The 16,217-nt window shown below is 52.6% G+C and carries 20 protein-coding genes and 1 pseudogene; 8 read left to right on the top strand and 13 right to left on the bottom strand.

Going from position 1 to position 16,217, the window contains the following annotated elements; translation table 11 throughout:
- Nucleotides 1–68 precede the first annotated feature (68 nt).
- The 10 genes from DFO56_RS10455 to DFO56_RS10410 all read right to left on the bottom strand — a co-directional run bounded on the left by DFO56_RS10455 (nt 69) and on the right by DFO56_RS10410 (nt 7,856).
- Nucleotides 69–1,028: a DUF1722 domain-containing protein gene (locus DFO56_RS10455; RefSeq protein ID WP_016495773.1), complete on the bottom strand. Its 960-nt coding sequence runs from the start codon at nt 1,026–1,028 to the stop codon at nt 69–71.
- Between the two features lie 12 nt (nt 1,029–1,040).
- Complete coding sequence (locus DFO56_RS10450; RefSeq protein ID WP_045509567.1) at nt 1,041–1,571, bottom strand: DUF3833 domain-containing protein; 531 nt, start codon at nt 1,569–1,571, stop codon at nt 1,041–1,043.
- The gene (locus DFO56_RS10445) at nt 1,568–2,095 is read right to left on the bottom strand and encodes a hypothetical protein (protein WP_045509564.1); all 528 of its coding nucleotides are present in this window, start codon (nt 2,093–2,095) and stop codon (nt 1,568–1,570) included. The genes DFO56_RS10450 and DFO56_RS10445 overlap by 4 nt, the downstream gene beginning before the upstream one ends.
- Entirely contained in the window at nt 2,095–2,577 is a 483-nt protein-coding gene (locus DFO56_RS10440) for a DUF2878 domain-containing protein (RefSeq protein ID WP_045509562.1), read from the bottom strand. The genes DFO56_RS10445 and DFO56_RS10440 overlap by 1 nt, the downstream gene beginning before the upstream one ends.
- Nucleotides 2,574–3,794: a cyclopropane-fatty-acyl-phospholipid synthase family protein gene (locus DFO56_RS10435; RefSeq protein ID WP_045509559.1), complete on the bottom strand. Its 1,221-nt coding sequence runs from the start codon at nt 3,792–3,794 to the stop codon at nt 2,574–2,576. Before DFO56_RS10435 ends, DFO56_RS10440 begins: the two co-directional genes overlap by 4 nt.
- Nucleotides 3,791–4,513, bottom strand: coding sequence for a DUF1365 domain-containing protein (locus DFO56_RS10430; protein WP_045509555.1), 723 nt, complete (start codon nt 4,511–4,513; stop codon nt 3,791–3,793). Before DFO56_RS10430 ends, DFO56_RS10435 begins: the two co-directional genes overlap by 4 nt.
- Entirely contained in the window at nt 4,506–5,774 is a 1,269-nt protein-coding gene (locus DFO56_RS10425) for an NAD(P)/FAD-dependent oxidoreductase (RefSeq protein WP_045509552.1), read from the bottom strand. Before DFO56_RS10425 ends, DFO56_RS10430 begins: the two co-directional genes overlap by 8 nt.
- On the bottom strand, nt 5,771–6,490 hold the full coding sequence (locus DFO56_RS10420) for an SDR family NAD(P)-dependent oxidoreductase (protein WP_045509549.1): 720 nt from the start codon (nt 6,488–6,490) through the stop codon (nt 5,771–5,773). Before DFO56_RS10420 ends, DFO56_RS10425 begins: the two co-directional genes overlap by 4 nt.
- Nucleotides 6,487–6,921, bottom strand: coding sequence for a nuclear transport factor 2 family protein (locus DFO56_RS10415; RefSeq protein WP_016495781.1), 435 nt, complete (start codon nt 6,919–6,921; stop codon nt 6,487–6,489). Before DFO56_RS10415 ends, DFO56_RS10420 begins: the two co-directional genes overlap by 4 nt.
- Nucleotides 6,922–7,127: 206 nt before the next feature.
- On the bottom strand, nt 7,128–7,856 hold the full coding sequence (locus DFO56_RS10410) for a MerR family transcriptional regulator (protein ID WP_045509546.1): 729 nt from the start codon (nt 7,854–7,856) through the stop codon (nt 7,128–7,130).
- Nucleotides 7,857–7,974: 118 nt separating this feature from the next.
- Here DFO56_RS10410 and DFO56_RS10405 point away from each other — a divergent pair, with 118 nt between their 5' ends.
- Nucleotides 7,975–8,499 (top strand): lipocalin family protein, encoded by a 525-nt coding sequence (locus DFO56_RS10405; protein WP_045509544.1) that lies wholly within the window; start codon nt 7,975–7,977, stop codon nt 8,497–8,499.
- Nucleotides 8,500–8,798: 299 nt separating this feature from the next.
- On the opposite strand, the gene DFO56_RS10400 is transcribed toward DFO56_RS10405, so the two are convergent.
- Both DFO56_RS10400 and gcvA read right to left on the bottom strand, forming a co-directional pair.
- The gene (locus DFO56_RS10400; protein WP_045509540.1) at nt 8,799–9,083 is read right to left on the bottom strand and encodes a hypothetical protein; all 285 of its coding nucleotides are present in this window, start codon (nt 9,081–9,083) and stop codon (nt 8,799–8,801) included.
- Nucleotides 9,084–9,092: 9 nt separating this feature from the next.
- A complete protein-coding gene (gcvA, locus tag DFO56_RS10395) occupies nt 9,093–9,977 on the bottom strand; it encodes a transcriptional regulator GcvA (protein ID WP_045509537.1) in 885 nt (294 codons plus the stop codon).
- Between the two features lie 119 nt (nt 9,978–10,096).
- Between gcvA and DFO56_RS10390 the strand changes: the two genes are divergently transcribed.
- The 7 genes and pseudogenes from DFO56_RS10390 to DFO56_RS10365 all read left to right on the top strand — a co-directional run bounded on the left by DFO56_RS10390 (nt 10,097) and on the right by DFO56_RS10365 (nt 15,256).
- Nucleotides 10,097–10,987, top strand: coding sequence for a DMT family transporter (locus DFO56_RS10390; protein WP_045509534.1), 891 nt, complete (start codon nt 10,097–10,099; stop codon nt 10,985–10,987).
- A 97-nt stretch (nt 10,988–11,084) separates the two neighbouring features.
- Nucleotides 11,085–11,351, top strand: a pseudogene (locus tag DFO56_RS24955) (IS3 family transposase); the annotation flags it as partial.
- Between the two features lie 514 nt (nt 11,352–11,865).
- Nucleotides 11,866–12,894, top strand: coding sequence for a M4 family metallopeptidase (locus DFO56_RS10385; protein ID WP_045509531.1), 1,029 nt, complete (start codon nt 11,866–11,868; stop codon nt 12,892–12,894).
- Nucleotides 12,891–13,232 (top strand): protealysin inhibitor emfourin, encoded by a 342-nt coding sequence (locus DFO56_RS10380; protein WP_174240601.1) that lies wholly within the window; start codon nt 12,891–12,893, stop codon nt 13,230–13,232. Before DFO56_RS10385 ends, DFO56_RS10380 begins: the two co-directional genes overlap by 4 nt.
- A 124-nt stretch (nt 13,233–13,356) precedes the next feature.
- A complete protein-coding gene (locus DFO56_RS10375; RefSeq protein WP_016495789.1) occupies nt 13,357–13,935 on the top strand; it encodes a lytic polysaccharide monooxygenase in 579 nt (192 codons plus the stop codon).
- Between the two features lie 566 nt (nt 13,936–14,501).
- Nucleotides 14,502–14,921 carry a hypothetical protein gene (locus tag DFO56_RS10370; RefSeq protein ID WP_045509525.1) on the top strand — a complete coding sequence of 140 codons (420 nt, stop codon included), beginning with the start codon at nt 14,502–14,504 and terminating at the stop codon, nt 14,919–14,921.
- Complete coding sequence (locus tag DFO56_RS10365; protein ID WP_016495791.1) at nt 14,918–15,256, top strand: hypothetical protein; 339 nt, start codon at nt 14,918–14,920, stop codon at nt 15,254–15,256. Before DFO56_RS10370 ends, DFO56_RS10365 begins: the two co-directional genes overlap by 4 nt.
- Nucleotides 15,257–15,383: 127 nt before the next feature.
- Here the strand turns inward: DFO56_RS10365 and DFO56_RS10360 are convergent, their stop codons facing one another.
- Nucleotides 15,384–15,986, bottom strand: a complete 603-nt coding sequence (locus DFO56_RS10360; protein WP_016495792.1) for a response regulator transcription factor — start codon at nt 15,984–15,986, stop codon at nt 15,384–15,386.
- Nucleotides 15,987–16,217 lie beyond the last annotated feature (231 nt).

Here is a 16,217-nt window from a genome sequence, read left to right as displayed (position 1 = left end):
CTACGATGTCGTCTAAAGGGGGTGGTTCAGGAGCCCGTAAGGGTCATTCGGGCTTTCTTGTCATTAATTCAGTGAACGGTCAGACGCAGCGCCAGATCGTCGGGGTAGGGGGTAAAGTAGCGCTGTTTCGCCAGGTAGCCATCCGGGTATTCGGCGAGATAGTGCTTTAACAGCGTGATCGGGGCGAGGATCGGCAGCCGCCCGTTGCGATAATTGAGGATCACATCGCGCAGTTCCCCCCGCTGACGGCTGTTCAAATGTTCGCGGAAATAGCCCTGAATATGCATCAGCACATTGGTATGGTTCTCCCGGGAAGCATTTTTTTTCAGGATGGCCATCAGCTTTTCGCGATACACCCTGAAGAAGGCATCCAGATCTTCCCACTCATGCAGGGAGGCGACGAACGGGCCAATCTGCCGGTAGCCCGCCTGATGGTGCGCCAGCAGTTGCAGTTTGTAGCGGCTGTGAAATTCCAGCAGACCGTGGCGCGTCAGGCCGTTGGCCCGCAAAGTATTGAGTTCATGCAGGGCGAAAACGCGCTCGACAAAGTTTTCCCGCAGCAGCGGATCGTGCAGGCGGCCATCTTCCTCCACCGGCAACCATGGGTATTTCGCCAGCAGCGCAGCGGTAAAAAGCCCAACCCCTTCTTTACGCCCGCGCTGACCATTTTCGTCATACAGCCGCACGCGCTCCATGCCGCAGCTTGGCGATTTCGCGCAGACGATAAAACCGGCTAATCCCTCCTGGCGGGCGAGATACGCCTCGGCGAATTCGGCCATTTTCTCTGTCACATCGTCGTGCGGGGCGTGGCTAAAGCGCATACGGATATCCCCGGCGGTGGTCTGCACCAGACGCAGCGCCGGGCGCGGCACGGGCAGGCCGATGCCCATCTCCGGGCAGACGGGTTTGAACGTGACCCACCGCGCCAGCTCGTCCATCACGAAGCCCATGCGTTTATGTCCGCCGTCAAAACGGACGGTGGAGCCGGTTAAACAACCGCTGATACCAATCATGGGTGGGGTTTTCATGGCGCTATCCTCTTACTGCGTTTGGCGGGTGAAGAAAAGCGTCACCGTCCCGACGGTAATGCCGAACTTCTTCATCGCTGTTTTGTTGAATAAATGGGTGTCGTCCTGCAGATACATCCAGTCATCAAAGGTCAGCAACCAGGTGCTGCCGTTGGCTTTCACGTTCATGCGGTAGTGCCAGTTAAAGGCGTTACCGGCCGACTGCCCGGTTGCCACGCCCTCAATATCGCCTGCCGTACCTTCGTAGCGATCGCTACCGACGCGGCGGATATGCCACACCCGTTGTTGCTTTTCACCATCGTCATAAACGAAGTGCTCATTAAGCGTGAGTGTCTCGCCCACCACCTCGCCCTTGATCTCAACATGGAAACGGCGCAGTTGTTTGCCGCTGCGATCCTGCACCATCCCCCAGGCTTCGGTGGTGCCGTTGAAATAGCGGAAAATATCAAGCGGCGGCTGTTGGTGTTGATAATCGCCAATCTCGCTGCTACAACCGGCCAGCAGCATCATCAGCGCAAGGCCGAGCGCCAGAATGCGTTTCATTTTTGACCTCCGATCAACTGTTGACGCAGGGCGGGATATTGCGTGGCGGGCGCAAGCCAGATCGCCAGAAAGTGGCTGCTGAACGCCTCCGACTGGTATGGGCCGAGCGGGCTAAAGCCTTGCTGCGACGAAGCGGCGCGATACCAGAATTGCCCCTGTTTGCCGCGCATCACAAACGCCAGTTGCGTGCCGGACGTCACGTCAGGCCACAGCGTGCGCAACATGTGCAACCAGGCTTCGCTCTGCGGCTCGCGCGCCAGGATCCCCTGCGCCTGCCACTGCTCGCGGGTGGCGTCTACCAGTTCGTCGCGGTCGATATCGCGCTGGTAGGTGATGATCAGCGCCTGATCCTGTTCAGGGCCGGTGTAGCGGCCGTCTGGCGTGCGCAACTGCGAGGTATAAACCGTAAACGGCCCCCAGGTCAGCGTCGCGTCGCCAACTTTGCGCCAGCTTAACCAGTCGGCAGCGTGGACCGTAGGCACCAGCGCGCCAAGCCACAGCAACATCAGTAACGCGGTTCGCATCAGCGCCTCCCCGTCACAATATGGAAAAAGAGCATCATCACCAGCCAGCCGGTGGCCATCGAGCTAACGACAATAAACGTGGGGGCCAGAAAGGTGATGGCACCTAATCGTTCGCCAAGGATGTAAGCCACCGGGCCGCCGCCTGTCGCCATCAACATCAGGGCCCAGCCGGGAAGTGTCGAGGTACTGCTCAGCGCCGTCCAGACGCAGGCAAACATCAGCCACAGCGCCACCATCCACAGCGGCAGCAGCGAATCGCCGCTAAATTCGATAAGACCCGTCAGCGCCCAGAATGCATCCAGTCCGCCCCCCATTCCTGCCAGAAACAGGGCGTACAGACGCTGTGTGGGGGATAACAGCATGCAGGCCGCGATCGCCAGCGTAAGCCAGATAACCAGGCCGCGCTCGCGAAACAGTACCACCAGCGTCCAGTAGAGATCGAACGCGATAGCCAATAAAAAGACCTGCAGATAACGTTTCATACGCGCTCCGCGGTCAGTTGCACCACGCTGATGGTGCGCGCGTTAAACCCGGCTTCGCAGTAGCCAAAGTAGTAGAGCCACATGCGGCGAAAGCGGTTATCAAAGCCGAGCTTTTCAATCTCCTGCCAGGCGTGGTTAAAACGCTGCCGCCAGTGCGCGAGCGTGCGGGCGTAGTCAGGGCCCATATCGAACAGATTGCGTACGACAAAATCGGTGTGGCGCGTCATCAAATCGTTCATGGCGGTGATGCTCGGCAAAAAGCCACCGGGGAAGATGTAGCGCTGAATAAAATCGACGCTTTTGCTGTAGTCGCGGTAGCGCTGATCCTGAATGGTGATGGCCTGCAACGCCATTTTGCCACCGGGACGCAGACGCGCCTGGCAGGTTTTGAAAAAGGTAGGCAGATAGCGTTGACCGACGGCTTCTATCATCTCGATCGACACCAGTTTGTCGAATTCACCTGTCAGATCGCGATAGTCGCAAAGCAGCACCTGCACACGATCCTGCAACCCCGCGCGGGCAATGCGCTCGCTTGCCCAGCGGTACTGCTCCTGCGAAAGCGTGGTGGTGGTTACCCGGCAACCATAGTGACGGGCGGCGTACTCCGCCATCGCGCCCCATCCGGTGCCGATTTCCAGCAGGTGATCGGCAGGTGTCAACGCCAGTTGTTCGCAAAGCCTGGCCATTTTGGCCTGTTGCGCGTCGGCAAGATCCTGATTTTCGTCGGCAAAAAGCGCGCTGGAATAGAGCAGATTTTCATCGAGAAACTGCGCGTAAAAGGCGTTACCCAGGTCGTAGTGGGCGGCGATATTTTCCCGCGCCTGCTGGCGATGGTTGCGCCGCGTCCAGTGACGCAGCCGCTCAACAGGTCGGCTAAGCCAGCGAAAACCGCTCTCCAGCCGCCCGAGCACGCGGCTATTCAGCGCCAGGATCTGTAGCAGTGCGCTAAGCTGACTGGTCTCCCAGTCACCCGCGATCCAGGATTCAGCAGCGGCGAGGCTGCCGCCGGTCAGCAGCCGCCAGTAAACACCGGGTGCCACAATCTGCACCTCGGCGCGCAGCGTAGCTGAGGCATCGCCAAAATGAAACGCCTGGGCGCCTTCACGCAGGGTGATGGAGCCTTGCTGAATGCCGCTCAGCAGGCGGAAAAGTATCCATCGCGCGATACGGACGTTGCGCGAAATCTCGGGTTCAAGCGCAAAGACGGGATCGGTCATGAACGTTCACTCCTGCTCACGGGATGAGGATAAATCGGCACACGTTTGAGCCACAGCCGCAGCGCCTGCCAGTAAATAGCCAACACGGTTTTTAGCGTCATCAACGGAATACGCAGCAGTAAAGACGCCAGCGTGGCGCGGGTTAACGGTTCCCGGCTCAGCATGAGCGTGGCGTCGAACACTTTTGATTGCTGATGATTTTCGATATGCATGTGCAGCGTTTTGCCGGGGCTGTTGAAGCGCCAGTGATAGACCATCTCCATCGGGTTAAAGGGGGAGACGTGAAACGCTTTTTCCAGCGGGCGCGGCGTCTGGCCGTCAACGGCGTAGTAATGGCGCTCGTTCCAGGGCGTGTTGCGCACCTCTGCCAGCACCCAGCGCAGGCTACCCGCACTGTCGTAGCAGTAGTAAAAATTGACCGGGTTAAAGTGAAAGCCGAAATAGCGCAACTGGGTCAGCAGCATCACGCGGCCGTCCGGGCGCTCGGCGGTCAGCTTTTCCACTTGATCGAGCGCACGCGCTTTAAGCGGCGTGCCCAGCGGATAGTCCGCATCATGGAATGAGGCCGCAGCAAAGCGATTACGGCGAATGCCAACCGAAGGCAGCGCATCAAGCTCGTCCAGATCAATCCAGGCCATAAATACGCTATAGCGAAAATGGTGCGCTTTCGGCTGCAGCCGACGATGGCGCAACACGCCCTGATACAGGCAGCTATTCATCGGCGCGCCCCTCGCTGGTGGCGATGCCGTGGACGACATCGAGCGCGCTGCGCACGCCATCTTCATGAAATCCGTTGTACCAGTAAGCGCCGCAGTACCAGCTCCGGTGCTGGCCGTTAATCTCATGACGCCGTGCCTGGGCGCGCCAGCTTGCCGGGTTAAACAGCGGATGTTCATAGACAAAGCGCTGCCAGACGTAGCGATCATCGATAGGCTTATCCGGGTTCAGCGTGACGCAGAATAGCGGGCTTCCCGCCGGCAGCCCCTGGAGAATATTCATGTTGTAAGTCACACAGGCGCTGGCATGATCCTGCTCGCTCAGACGATAGTTCCAGCTTGCCCATGCGCGCTGGCGTACCGGCAGCAAGCGGGGATCGCTATGCAAAACGACCGCGTTGCGCTGCCAGCCGATATTGCCTAACACTTCACGTTCGGCAGGGGTTGGGGCATCAAGCATTGCCAGCGCCTGCGCGGAGTGGCAGGCGAAAATCACCTGGTCGAAAGTCTGCGTGGTTGTGGCAAGCTCGATATCGACGCGGTTGTCATGGCGAGTCACTTTTTGCACCGGCGCGTTAAGCTGCAGGCTCAGGCGATCGCCCAGTTGTGAGAGCATCGCACGGATGTACTCCCGCGAGCCGCCGGGCACCACATACCACTGCGGGCGATGGGTGATATCCAAAAGGCCGTGATGTTCAAAAAAGCGCAAAAAGAGCGGCAACGGGAAGCGGCGCATCTCCTGCAAGGAGGATGACCAGATGGCGGCACCCATCGGCAAAATGTAGTGACGGGCGAAGAAATCGCTAAAGTGGTGGCGCTCAAGGAAGGTTTGCAGCGTGGCATTCTCATCCATGTTGTCTTGTAACGCCGCTTTCGCCAGCCGGTTAAAGCGCACAATTGCTTTCAGTAACGCCCAGAATGCAGGGTTGAAAAGATTACGCCGCTGAGCGAATAGCGAGGTGAGCGTATGCCCGTTGTACTCAAGACCGCTGTGCGGGTTATGCACCGAGAAGCTCATCTGCGTTTTTTGTCCACGGATGCCAAGCTCGCTGAGCAGGCCCATAAAGCGCGGGTAGGTGCGATCGTTGTAGACGATAAAACCGGTATCAATGGCGTAAGTACCCTGCGGCGTGGTGATATCGACCGTGGCGGTATGCCCGCCAGCGGTGGGCTGTGCTTCAAACAGCGTCACCTGATGGTGTCCCGCCAGCCGCCAGGCGCAGGTCAACCCGGCAATGCCGCTGCCGATAATGGCAATCTTCATGAACGCACCATCCTGCGCAACAGCGCATGCTGAAGAAAAGAGGGCAGCCCGGCCAGCAGACGCAGGATCAGGCTAAAACCGGTCGGGAAGGCGATGTGGTTTTTGCCTTTCGCCAGACCACGACGAATAGCGTTTACCGCCTCATCAACGCTTACCTGGCCTGGCATGGCAAAATCGTTTTTACGCGTCAGCGGCGTATCCACAAAACCGGGTGAAACGACCGTGACGGCAATGCCTTTAGCTTCCCAGTCCAGCCGCAGACTGTTGGCAAACCAGCTCAGCGCGGCTTTCGACGCGCCATACGCCTCGGCGCGTGGAAACGGCAGCCAGTGCGCCATCGAACTGACCAGCACCACGCGGTTTCCCGCCACCAGCTGCGGTTGCAGCGCGGCAATGCAATTGACCGGCCCGAGAAAATTGGTCGTGACCACCCGTTCAACCAGCTCTGCATCCACCACGCCGCGATCGAGATACTCGCAGGTACCTGCGCAGAGGATGGTGAGATCGGCGCAGCAATCGGCCAGCGCATGGCGGCAGGCTTCGCGATCGGTCATATCAAACAGGCGTACTGTGATGTTCGGGCTGGATTGCCGGAGTGCTTCCAGCCGCACCGGGTCACGCCCGCAGGCGATAACGTGGTAGCCATCGCGGGCCCAGGATCTCGCCAGCCCCTCGCCGATACCGGAGCTGGCGCCGGTGATGAGGACAGTCATCATGCGCGCACACTCCGTTTCACACCGCGAACCGCCCAACCCAGCAGCGGCAGATGTTGGTAGATCATCTCGCCGGCATCGTAGTAATCGCGCTGCCGCACTATCTTTTCGCCCCGCACATCCACCACTGAACAGCCCGGCAGCGTGAGGTGTTTCCCGCCGGCAATGCGCGGATGCGACCAGTGCATGGTCCAGCTTGTGGCAAAACGCGCATCATCGTGAAGTGGCGAGTCGATGGAAAAATGGCAGTGGTTAACACTGGCGAGAAGGTGGCTGAAATAGCGCTCAATAGCCGGTAACCCCAGGTGTTCGCCAAACGGATCGATAAGCAGCGCATCCGGGTGATACAGCGCGGATAGCGCAGAGACGGGCTGGCTATCCAGCCGGGCGTAGTACTCAACAAACCGATCGATGACGCGGGACAGTGTGCTCATGACTCTCACCAGGGCGTTGAACAACGTAACGGAACTGCATAATTCAAACTTACACAATTAAAATTATTTGTCCAAGTTTTGATGAAAATATTTTTTATTTAGTAGAGAATTCAATTGGTTGTTTAAGGTGATTTTTTGCGAAAAAATGAGGGTGATACGCAACGGTAACCGTTGCGCTTGATGCATAGGCCTGCGCAGGGAAGGGATTAGAGCGAGATGACGTCGAGGGAGCGAACGCGTGGTTGCCAGAGTTCGATCTGTTTTTTACGGGCGACGGTGAGTTTGCCGGAAGTGACCAGCAACCACTTTCGTTCCGGCAGGATCTCCGGCGCTAAGGTTGCAGGCGGCACGGGAAGCACGTCAATACGGTGGCCCTGGCCGGTGCGTTTGAGCGCTTCAAGCCAGATTTCACACGGATCGGCAAGGTGCCATCCGGTGATGAGATAGTTATCGCCCGGCGCTTTTCTGTCTCCTTCAAGGCAAAAGGAGGTGTAAGAAATGATGATGCCATCGAGGATTTCGCGCAGGGTCATCATCGCCGGGATATTGGCCGACACTTTACTGCGCAGCGGTCGCAGCACTTCGGTTACCAGTTCCGGGCGCGGATATTCACGTCCTGAATCATAAATAAGCTGGCGCAGGGATTCGATTTTTCCCTCTTTCAGGCGCTGGAGCATGTTTTCCTGCAGCGTCAGCCAGTTGTTAGTGCGACGCGCGCCGGGGCGCTCCAGCAACGGTTTCACCTGGCTGACAGGGACGCCTTTTTTCACCCAATCGAGAATTTTTAGCGCCTGCTGCACATCGTCATCGCTGTAGAGCCGGTGACCGCCATCGGTGCGCATCGGTTTGAGCAGGCCGTAGCGACGCTGCCAGGCACGCAGCGTGGTCGCGGTGATCCCGCAAAGTTGCGCAAATTCGCCGATGGAGTAAGACATAAGGTAAACCCGATAATAAAGAATGCTCTCAATATACTACGAATATTTATGGGTTGAATGAAGTGTGGGCCGTTTGCACTACACTTTACTGCCAACCGCGAAGATGAAAGGAGTTCTCATGAAGTTATGGCCAGTGGTGACGGGTGTGGCTATCGCCTTGACACTTGTCGCCTGTAAATCTCCGACGCCGCCAAAATGGGTGCAGCCGATCACCGGGTTTGACGCCAGCCGTTATCTGGGTAAATGGTATGAAATCGCGCGTCTGGAAAATCGTTTTGAGCGCGGGCTTCAACAGGTTACTGCCACTTATGGCAAGCGCAGCGACGGTGGGATCAGCGTCCTTAACCGTGGTTTTGATCCGCAAAAGCAGAAGTGGAGCGAGAGCGAAGGGAAGGCTTATTTCACCGGCGAGCCGACCACCGCGGCGCTGAAAGTATCGTTCTTTGGCCCGTTTTACGGCGGTTATAACGTGATCAAACTCGATGACAATTACCAGTACGCGCTGGTGAGCGGCCCGAACCGCGACTATTTGTGGATCCTCTCCCGCACGCCGACGCTTCCTGAAACGGTAAAACAGGATTATCTGAATACCGCGCGAAGCCTCGGGTTCCGGGTTGACCAACTGGTATGGGTTAAACAGTAACGCAGCGCCGGGATCGCCTCATGTCCGCGATAACGCTGCGCCACCCTGGGGAAGGGGCAGCAACAAAGGCCAGTTCCCCATTGCGCCGGGCGCGAACAACGCGCAATGTCGCGCCGGCAGGGGGGAAATACCGCGCACCCGTAGGGATTTTAGTGCTCAGTCTGTTGGCTTAGCCGTTCTTCCGTCAGTCACAAAACAGGCAGCTTGTGTTCCGCAGGACGAACGAATTCCGCGCACAATCTGTTTCAGCGACAAGAGGTGATACCGTTAACACTGAGATGCCAGCCACAATTTTGCCTTCAAAATGAATATTTTTCCGATAAGAATCTCATGATTGCCGCGACATTTTTTAAGTTATAGCTAACCAGACTGTTCTTCTCATAAGCCAGCTTCAATATGTCGTAGTCATCAACCAGCTGGCCGATGTCTAATTTATCTGGCTCACGATGAGGATCGTAGAGGGATGCGGAGGGAACATTCCAGTAATAATCGGCATCCAGCGCAATGCTATCTATTCCCCGCTGCTTCATTTCAATAAAAATTTTGCTGATGATTTCTTCAAGTAAATGGAGATCGATTTGCATACTACGTCCTTACTCTTCAGTGGCTGCAGCAGCCGAGATCCAGTCGCGAAAGCGGCGGCTTATCTTCTGCAACAACGCGGATTCCTCATACACCAGATAGTAGGCTATCGGCGAATGAAGCGAGATTTTCAGCGGGTTAATTAGCAGGCCACTTCTTAGCTCTTCGCGTACAAGAGCACGGCGAACAAGCGCGATGCCTCTACCTGCAATTGCCGCTTCAATCACGCCATTGGAGTCGATGAAAATGGGGCCCGTGTCACTCTTCACATCGTCAATACCCAGCGTATGAAACCATAAGGCCCAGTCCAGCCGGTGCTCATCGTGCAGCAGCGGGTACTTTGCCACATCCCGCGGCCCTGAGAGTTCGCTTTCTGCCGCGAGTAATCGGGGGCTACAGACCGGGAGAAGATTGTCGTTTACCAGAACCTCAGACGTCAGCCCCGGATAGTTACCCGCACCGTGTCGGATAGCGAAATCAATCCCTTCGGAAAGTAAATCAACCTGCCTGTTGGTGGTGCTGATTTGCACTTCCACACCCGGATTGGCTTTTTCAAAGGCTGGCAGGCGCGGCAGTAACCATTGAATGGCAAAACCACTGGTGCAACTGACCGTCACTTTGTTTGCCTTTCCCTCATTCATTAAGTGTTGCGTTGCTTCTGCTATCTGGCTGAACGCGGGTCTTATCGCCCGCATATAGATGCGCCCCTCGATTGTCAGTTCCAGACGGCGAGGGCTGCGGATGAACAGCCTGGTGCTGGTGAAGTTTTCCAGTTTTGCGATTTGCTGGCTGACAGCGCTGGATGTCACAGATAACTCTTCCGCAGCCGCTTTGATACTCATCAGCCTCGCGGCCGACTCAAAACACATAAGCGCATGTAAAGGTGGCATTTTCATTAACGACACTGTCTCATGAGTTAGAAAATCTTAAGTATAAACAAAAATCTTGTTTGTCAGTCTGTCTGGCATGTTTCACAGTTTCGCCGTGAATTCCCCGTAAACGAAAAGGAACGGTTATGCGTGTTGCTGATTATCTTCGGTTAGTGTTGCTTGCCGCTATCTGGGGCGCGAGTTTTCTCTTTATGCGCATAGCGGTACCGCAGTTCGGTGCGATTAATACGGCATTTTTGCGGGTATTTTTTGGTTTTATCGGACTCGCGGTCATTTTATTACTGTTTAAATCTTCGTTTGATTTTAAAGATAAATTCAAATCCTCATTTATCCTCGGCGTTATTAATTCCGGGTTGCCTTTTCTGATGTATTGTCTGGCGGCTCAATGGCTGCCTGCCGGGTATTCGGCCATTTTGAATGCAACCACCCCGTTGATGGGTGCGCTGGTGGGTTTTTCCTTTTTTGCCGAGAAACTTACCCTCAAAAAATGGGGGGGCGTGCTGCTGGGGCTTATCGGCATTATCGTGATTACCACCATCGGTGAAGCGCAATCAGCGGATAAACAAATCATCGGCGTTATTGCCTGTCTTATCGCGACCAGTTGTTATGGGATCGCCGGCTTTCTGACGCGCAGCTGGATTTCAAACAAAGGGGGACTCGATCCGAAAATAGTCGCTTTCGGTAGTCAGACAGGCGCAACGGTTTTTTTGCTGCCTTTTTTCATCTGCAGCACCCGGTTCGGGCCAACGGTTAACTGGCTGCAGCAAGAGGCCTGGGTAAGCGTCATTGCAGTCGGAGTATTCTGCACGGCATGGGCTTACATCCTCTATTTTCGACTGATTGCCGATATCGGGCCGTTACGTTCATTAACCGTGACATTTTTAATTCCGCCGTTTGGCGTGCTATGGGGATATCTGGTACTGAGCGAAACCATTAACAGCGGTTTCATTATGGGGGCGCTTATTATCGGTGTGGCGGTCTGGATGGTGGTGAGTCCTGAAAAAGCGTTCAGGTGAGGTAACAGCTTTTAGAGAGGCAATCAGATCTCATGTGATTGCATCACCATGGGTTTAACAGGCACCGCAGAGCCATTTTGATGACCTGGGGTGCCGATCACACGGCCTGGAGGGCAGCATGAGTCGTCGTGCTGACGGTCACGACAATGCCGTTACAGAAACTTTTTTCCGTTACTGAAGCGTGAAGAATTAAAGAAAAAAATCTACCGAACGAGAGATGGATCCCGCAGCGATATTTCGATGACAACGAACTGTTTTATATCAGTAAGCGTCAGCATGGTTAGCGCAACCCCATGCCACCGGCGGAGTATGAAACCACTATTATCAGCGGCCCGGAAGTGTCGGGAATATCCGTGGCTATTGATTAGCGGAAAAGTGTCCAGAAAATCATTCCGTTTACCGGGTTTATCGCCGTTGATATGCACTATTAACCGGGCGTCGCGCAATATAATTATTTTGTGCAGACGAAGGGTAGGGCAGATGTTGCAGACGCGGAAAATATCACATCTGGTATAACCTTCCTTTATATCTGTCGGGGAATATACGCAAAGGTTAATAATATATTTAATGAGGCAATGCTTGCCTGATTATGAGCTATCTGATGGGTGAGGGTTTGCATTAAATAACATCTGAATAATGTTTTTTTTCAGGTAATAGTCAGGTGAAAGTGATTTTATTGCTGGCGATAAAATAACAATGCGTAAGACTCCGTAATTTGCCCTGGTTTATTTGCCGTATTGAGTAAAAGAGGTGGGCAGGCCTATATTTTTGTTGTTCTTTCTTATTTCAAGGGGAACAGCATATTTGCTCGTAGATAATTTTATTGCAAGGAGGCCAACATGTCCTCATACAGCCTAAATAAAGCCAAGGAGAATAATATGCCCGCATATTACCCACACAGTCTTATTCCTCCCCATATTTTACGTCGCATCATCGACAATGGCTCTGAGGCGCAGCAACACTTTGCGCGTCGAACTTTAGTCCATGTGCAAAACTTGATGGATATCGGCCTTAAAGGAATCTCTAAGCCTCTGGCCACCTACCCTGGCGAATTGATGCGTAATATTTACGATGCGCATCATCAGTCGACGGTAAATGGCACGCTGGTACGTTATGAAGGCCAACCTTCCAATGGCGATATCGCTGCGGACGAGGCCTATGAGTACCTCGGCGTGACGCATGATTTCTTCTGGCGAGTCTGGCGACGCAATTCTCTTGATAACCAGGGGATGGCCCTGAATGGCATCGTGCATTTCGGTGAATCATATATGAATGCGTTCTGGGATGGGCAGGAGATGGTTTTTGGTGATGGCGACGGTGTTATTTTTAATCGTTTCACGATTGCCATCGATGTCATCGCGCATGAGCTCGGTCACGGCGTCACCGGCAGTGAGGCCGGGTTGATCTATTATGCGCAGTCAGGCGCACTGAATGAATCTTTATCAGATGTTTTCGGCTCGCTGGTGAAGCAATACTACTACCAGCAAACCGCCGACCAGGCTGATTGGTTGATTGGCGAAGGATTACTGGGTGAAAGAATTAATGGCCGTGCGCTGCGCTCCATGTCTGCGCCGGGCACCGCCTACAACGATCCGATGTTAGGTGCCGACCCGCAGCCCGCCCATATGAACGATTATGTCCGAACCCGCGATGACAATGGCGGTGTGCATTTAAATTCCGGTATCCCAAATCGCGCCTTTTACCTGGCATCTGTCGCTGTCGGCGGTTATGCATGGGAAAAAACCGGTTACGCCTGGTACGACACGGTTTGTGACAAGTCACTGACTCCGGACGCAGATTTCGCCACCTTCGCCAGATTGACTATCTATCACGGTGGAAAACGTTCCGGCAAAGCGGTTGCCAACGCCATCGAGCAGGCCTGGAGAGAAGTTGGAGTGTTATGGTGAGCACGCCTGAACTCACCGATGATGTGGTGATTGAACTGGCCCGTGAAGGCGGGCTGGTTTATATGCCGAAACTCATCAGAAAGCAGTGCATTGAAATAGCGCAGTTGAATACAGAGCAGCGCCAGCGCCTTGACACTATTCTTCGCCAGGCATTACCGCTCGGGCAGCGGCCTGGCCTGGCAAATTCTCCAGGCGAGGGTGACCAGCGTTTCTACCGCCTCCAGATTACCTGGACGGCCCGGCAAAAAGAGATGCAGTTGTTGATCCCGGAAAACCAGGCGCCGGAATCCCTGCAAAGGTTGTGCAGAGAAGGTAAGACCTCTATCTGCAAACCTTAAAATGCGATGAACCCGGCGCGTTTTTATATTTTTTCTGTAAAGGAGGTATATCAATAAAAATCTTAAATCAGCCTGGTTATTAATATCAACAGGTAATATCACATCTGAAAAGGAATATTCAATCATGAAAAAAAATCTACTGATCTTAATGTTATCTTTATTTCTGACTGGTTATGTTTACGCGCATGGATATATTGATAACCCACCAAGTCGTTCATTTCTTTGCACTCACGCGGGCGGTGCATTAAATAAAGCTTGTGGCGCGGTGATGTATGAACCTCAATCGATTGAAGGCGTGAAAGGTTTTCCTGACGGCGGTCCTTCCGATGGTTTAATCGCAAGCGCAGGGAATCCGAGTTTTTCTGAATTAAATGAACAGACACCAGGTCGTTGGTACAAAGTCAATCTCAAAAGTGGCGCGCATACATTTGACTGGACGCTCACCGCCCGCCATAGCACAACTTCCTGGAAATATTACATCACTAAGCAAGGATGGGATCCGAATAAACCATTAGCTCGGGCTGATTTTGATTTAAAACCTTTCTGCGAAAGATTTGATAACGGGAAAATCCCGCAAAGTAAAGTCCAGATGAACTGTACTATTCCACAACGCTCGGGGTATCAAGTTATTTTGGGCGTATGGACAATTGCCGACACAGGGAATGCGTTCTATCAGGTCATTGATGCTAATATGACTAAATAATCAATGAAATATCTAAAACTGTATTAGTCCGAGTCTGTACTAATACAGTTTATTAAATAAGATTATTTATCGAGTGTGGTTTTTTGCAGGTATAAATGTGTAATTAATCTTACCTTTGACTCTTTTGCCCAGGGCTATTTCCCCTGCTTGTTGCCATCCCTCATTGAAACATCAGCATTGAAGAAAGAGCAATTGGCTTCGAACTGGATGTTACCCAACGCGAATCAGGTAACAGCGAAACCAGAACAGAAGCCAGGCTGGAAGGTTCGCCCGCAAGGGGTCGTTCAGTGTGAAAATCACGGGGCGAGTCTCACATAAAGCGCAACCCCGCTCTTTCTGGATTGGCAAGCAATTTGCGAATGACGGGAATTGGTACAGTGCAGTGACGGATAGCGTACGCGGTTTGCGTACTGATAAATATGTGATCGACAACCCACAAAGCGCGGTGCGTTATCTCTCGACGGATAATGGCGCTACAACTGTCGTGCTTCTCCCTTGTCAGTAATTGATGTTAAGGCCTCATGACGTTTACTGAGGTCATATCTTGATAATTAAAGGAGGCTGCAATGATAACAATTGATGACATGGGGTTATTCAGTAACTGGTTGGCCGCTCTCGCCGGATTATTTGGTGGCCTGAGCGTGTCATTTTTTTGGCAACCTAAAAAGTTGTATCAACGTGGCCGCCTGACGGCGGGCATCATTATCGGGGGGATTAGCGTTAGTACGACATTTACCCTGGGAGGAATTATCTCTCAATGGCTGGGAATGAATTTTACAGATAAGGATACTGCTATGGGGATCGGTTATTTCATTGGGTCAATCAGTGTCGGAATGGTTGCCTGGCTGGCCAATTTTTTCTGCCACAGAGAAGAGCGCGACATTTTGCAGGTGGCAGGAGAGCTGAAGCGCGCCGCCAGAGGTGTTAACAAAATACCAGGCCGTTACCGATCCATGCGTAGTTCAAAAACAGGAGATCCATCATGATGTTGAAGGTTTTATACTGGGTACTCACTCTGGTAGATGTTTTTGTTGCTTTGATTATTCTGATTAGCGCGCTCAGTCATCGCCTTCTCAATACCGTTTATATTTCGCGAGGATATAGTATTGGGCTGCTGATTGCGGGGATTGGTTTTATGTTACAGGTGGCGATAAATGTGCCTTTTTTATTGTTTGATGTCATATTAACGCCTTATCAATCCTCTTTTTTTATATTTAAAGATATCGGTATCGGGATAGTAACAATCAGCTATTGCATACATCCGCCGTCTACAAATCTGCCATCTAGTAAGAAATTTCCCCATAAAAGAGCAGCAAAATAAGCTAAATAAATCACCAACCCAAAAAAAGAGTGGGTATGATAAAAGGAGCATTATTTATATCTGATGCTCCTTTTGTGCTAGAGACTCGTTGGGAATTGACAGCAATCGAACAGCATAAATAGTGTGGCTAACTTTCTTTAAAATACATCATTGCCGCCTGGGTGCGGTTAGTCACATTCAGTCGACGAAAAATAGATTCGAGATGCGTTTTTACGGTACCCGGACTGATATTCAGGAGGCGGCTAATTTGTTTATTAGATTCGCCGGCAGCGAGCAATTTGAGGATCTCGCGCTGACGTTCGCTTAGACAAGCCAGGGTACGATGGTTATTATCCAGAACCGTCATATTCTCGTGGGGAAAGCTGAGCATGCCCGCAGAAGCGGTATGTAGCGTTTGTGTGATGGTTTCGGGGGGGGAGTCGCGCCTGACAAAAGCAATGGCATGATGATTCAGAAATTGCCGCAACGAGATGAGTTGGCATTTATTTACCAGCATCACCACCGGGATGCCAGGATAGTGCTGCGATAAGTTATCAATTAACTCAATACATGCTTTTTTATTATCATTACCATCCAGAATAATTAAGGAGGCGGGGAATTTGCCCAGAGTTTCATTGATTTTCTTACAATCATTTAAACCGCAGATTTTTACTTCCGGAATGCTATGAGACACTACCGATGTCATTTCTTCAATGTATATAGAATGTTTGTCAATCATGAATATATGCATGCGCCTTCTCCATATAATAGTTTCTTCAATGAATCTATTACTTCATAGAGTAGTCAATGGTGTGAACAATTGAAATTAGGGTGATTTCCATAGGCCTTTTATCCGACAGGAAACGGATAATAACTTTAAGTTATGCCTGACGCTTATAAATAACCTCTTAATTATTTTTGCGAAGTAGGATCTTATCTTATTATCTCATTTGGTTATACCTTGAAACGTAGGGTTTTCGGT

This window comes from Kosakonia sp. AG348, assembly GCF_003337365.1.
Classification (GTDB): Bacteria; Pseudomonadota; Gammaproteobacteria; order Enterobacterales; family Enterobacteriaceae; genus Kosakonia.
The sequence above is the reverse complement of the archived record's forward strand: the minus strand, read 5'-3'. Positions and strand labels throughout refer to the sequence as shown.

Excerpts from the sequence above, each read along its gene's own strand:
- DFO56_RS10455 (WP_016495773.1), bottom strand. The coding sequence starts at position 1,028 with ATGAAAACCCCACCCATGATTGGTATCAGCGGTTGTTTAACCGGCTCC.
- DFO56_RS10450 (WP_045509567.1), bottom strand. The coding sequence starts at position 1,571 with ATGAAACGCATTCTGGCGCTCGGCCTTGCGCTGATGATGCTGCTGGCC.
- DFO56_RS10445 (WP_045509564.1), bottom strand. The coding sequence starts at position 2,095 with ATGCGAACCGCGTTACTGATGTTGCTGTGGCTTGGCGCGCTGGTGCCT.
- DFO56_RS10440 (WP_045509562.1), bottom strand. The coding sequence starts at position 2,577 with ATGAAACGTTATCTGCAGGTCTTTTTATTGGCTATCGCGTTCGATCTC.
- DFO56_RS10435 (WP_045509559.1), bottom strand. The coding sequence starts at position 3,794 with ATGACCGATCCCGTCTTTGCGCTTGAACCCGAGATTTCGCGCAACGTC.
- DFO56_RS10430 (WP_045509555.1), bottom strand. The coding sequence starts at position 4,513 with ATGAATAGCTGCCTGTATCAGGGCGTGTTGCGCCATCGTCGGCTGCAG.
- DFO56_RS10425 (WP_045509552.1), bottom strand. The coding sequence starts at position 5,774 with ATGAAGATTGCCATTATCGGCAGCGGCATTGCCGGGTTGACCTGCGCC.
- DFO56_RS10420 (WP_045509549.1), bottom strand. The coding sequence starts at position 6,490 with ATGATGACTGTCCTCATCACCGGCGCCAGCTCCGGTATCGGCGAGGGG.
- DFO56_RS10415 (WP_016495781.1), bottom strand. The coding sequence starts at position 6,921 with ATGAGCACACTGTCCCGCGTCATCGATCGGTTTGTTGAGTACTACGCC.
- DFO56_RS10410 (WP_045509546.1), bottom strand. The coding sequence starts at position 7,856 with ATGTCTTACTCCATCGGCGAATTTGCGCAACTTTGCGGGATCACCGCG.
- DFO56_RS10405 (WP_045509544.1), top strand. The coding sequence starts at position 7,975 with ATGAAGTTATGGCCAGTGGTGACGGGTGTGGCTATCGCCTTGACACTT.
- DFO56_RS10400 (WP_045509540.1), bottom strand. The coding sequence starts at position 9,083 with ATGCAAATCGATCTCCATTTACTTGAAGAAATCATCAGCAAAATTTTT.
- gcvA (WP_045509537.1), bottom strand. The coding sequence starts at position 9,977 with ATGAAAATGCCACCTTTACATGCGCTTATGTGTTTTGAGTCGGCCGCG.
- DFO56_RS10390 (WP_045509534.1), top strand. The coding sequence starts at position 10,097 with ATGCGTGTTGCTGATTATCTTCGGTTAGTGTTGCTTGCCGCTATCTGG.
- DFO56_RS10385 (WP_045509531.1), top strand. The coding sequence starts at position 11,866 with ATGCCCGCATATTACCCACACAGTCTTATTCCTCCCCATATTTTACGT.
- DFO56_RS10375 (WP_016495789.1), top strand. The coding sequence starts at position 13,357 with ATGAAAAAAAATCTACTGATCTTAATGTTATCTTTATTTCTGACTGGT.
- DFO56_RS10370 (WP_045509525.1), top strand. The coding sequence starts at position 14,502 with ATGATAACAATTGATGACATGGGGTTATTCAGTAACTGGTTGGCCGCT.
- DFO56_RS10365 (WP_016495791.1), top strand. The coding sequence starts at position 14,918 with ATGATGTTGAAGGTTTTATACTGGGTACTCACTCTGGTAGATGTTTTT.
- DFO56_RS10360 (WP_016495792.1), bottom strand. The coding sequence starts at position 15,986 with ATGCATATATTCATGATTGACAAACATTCTATATACATTGAAGAAATG.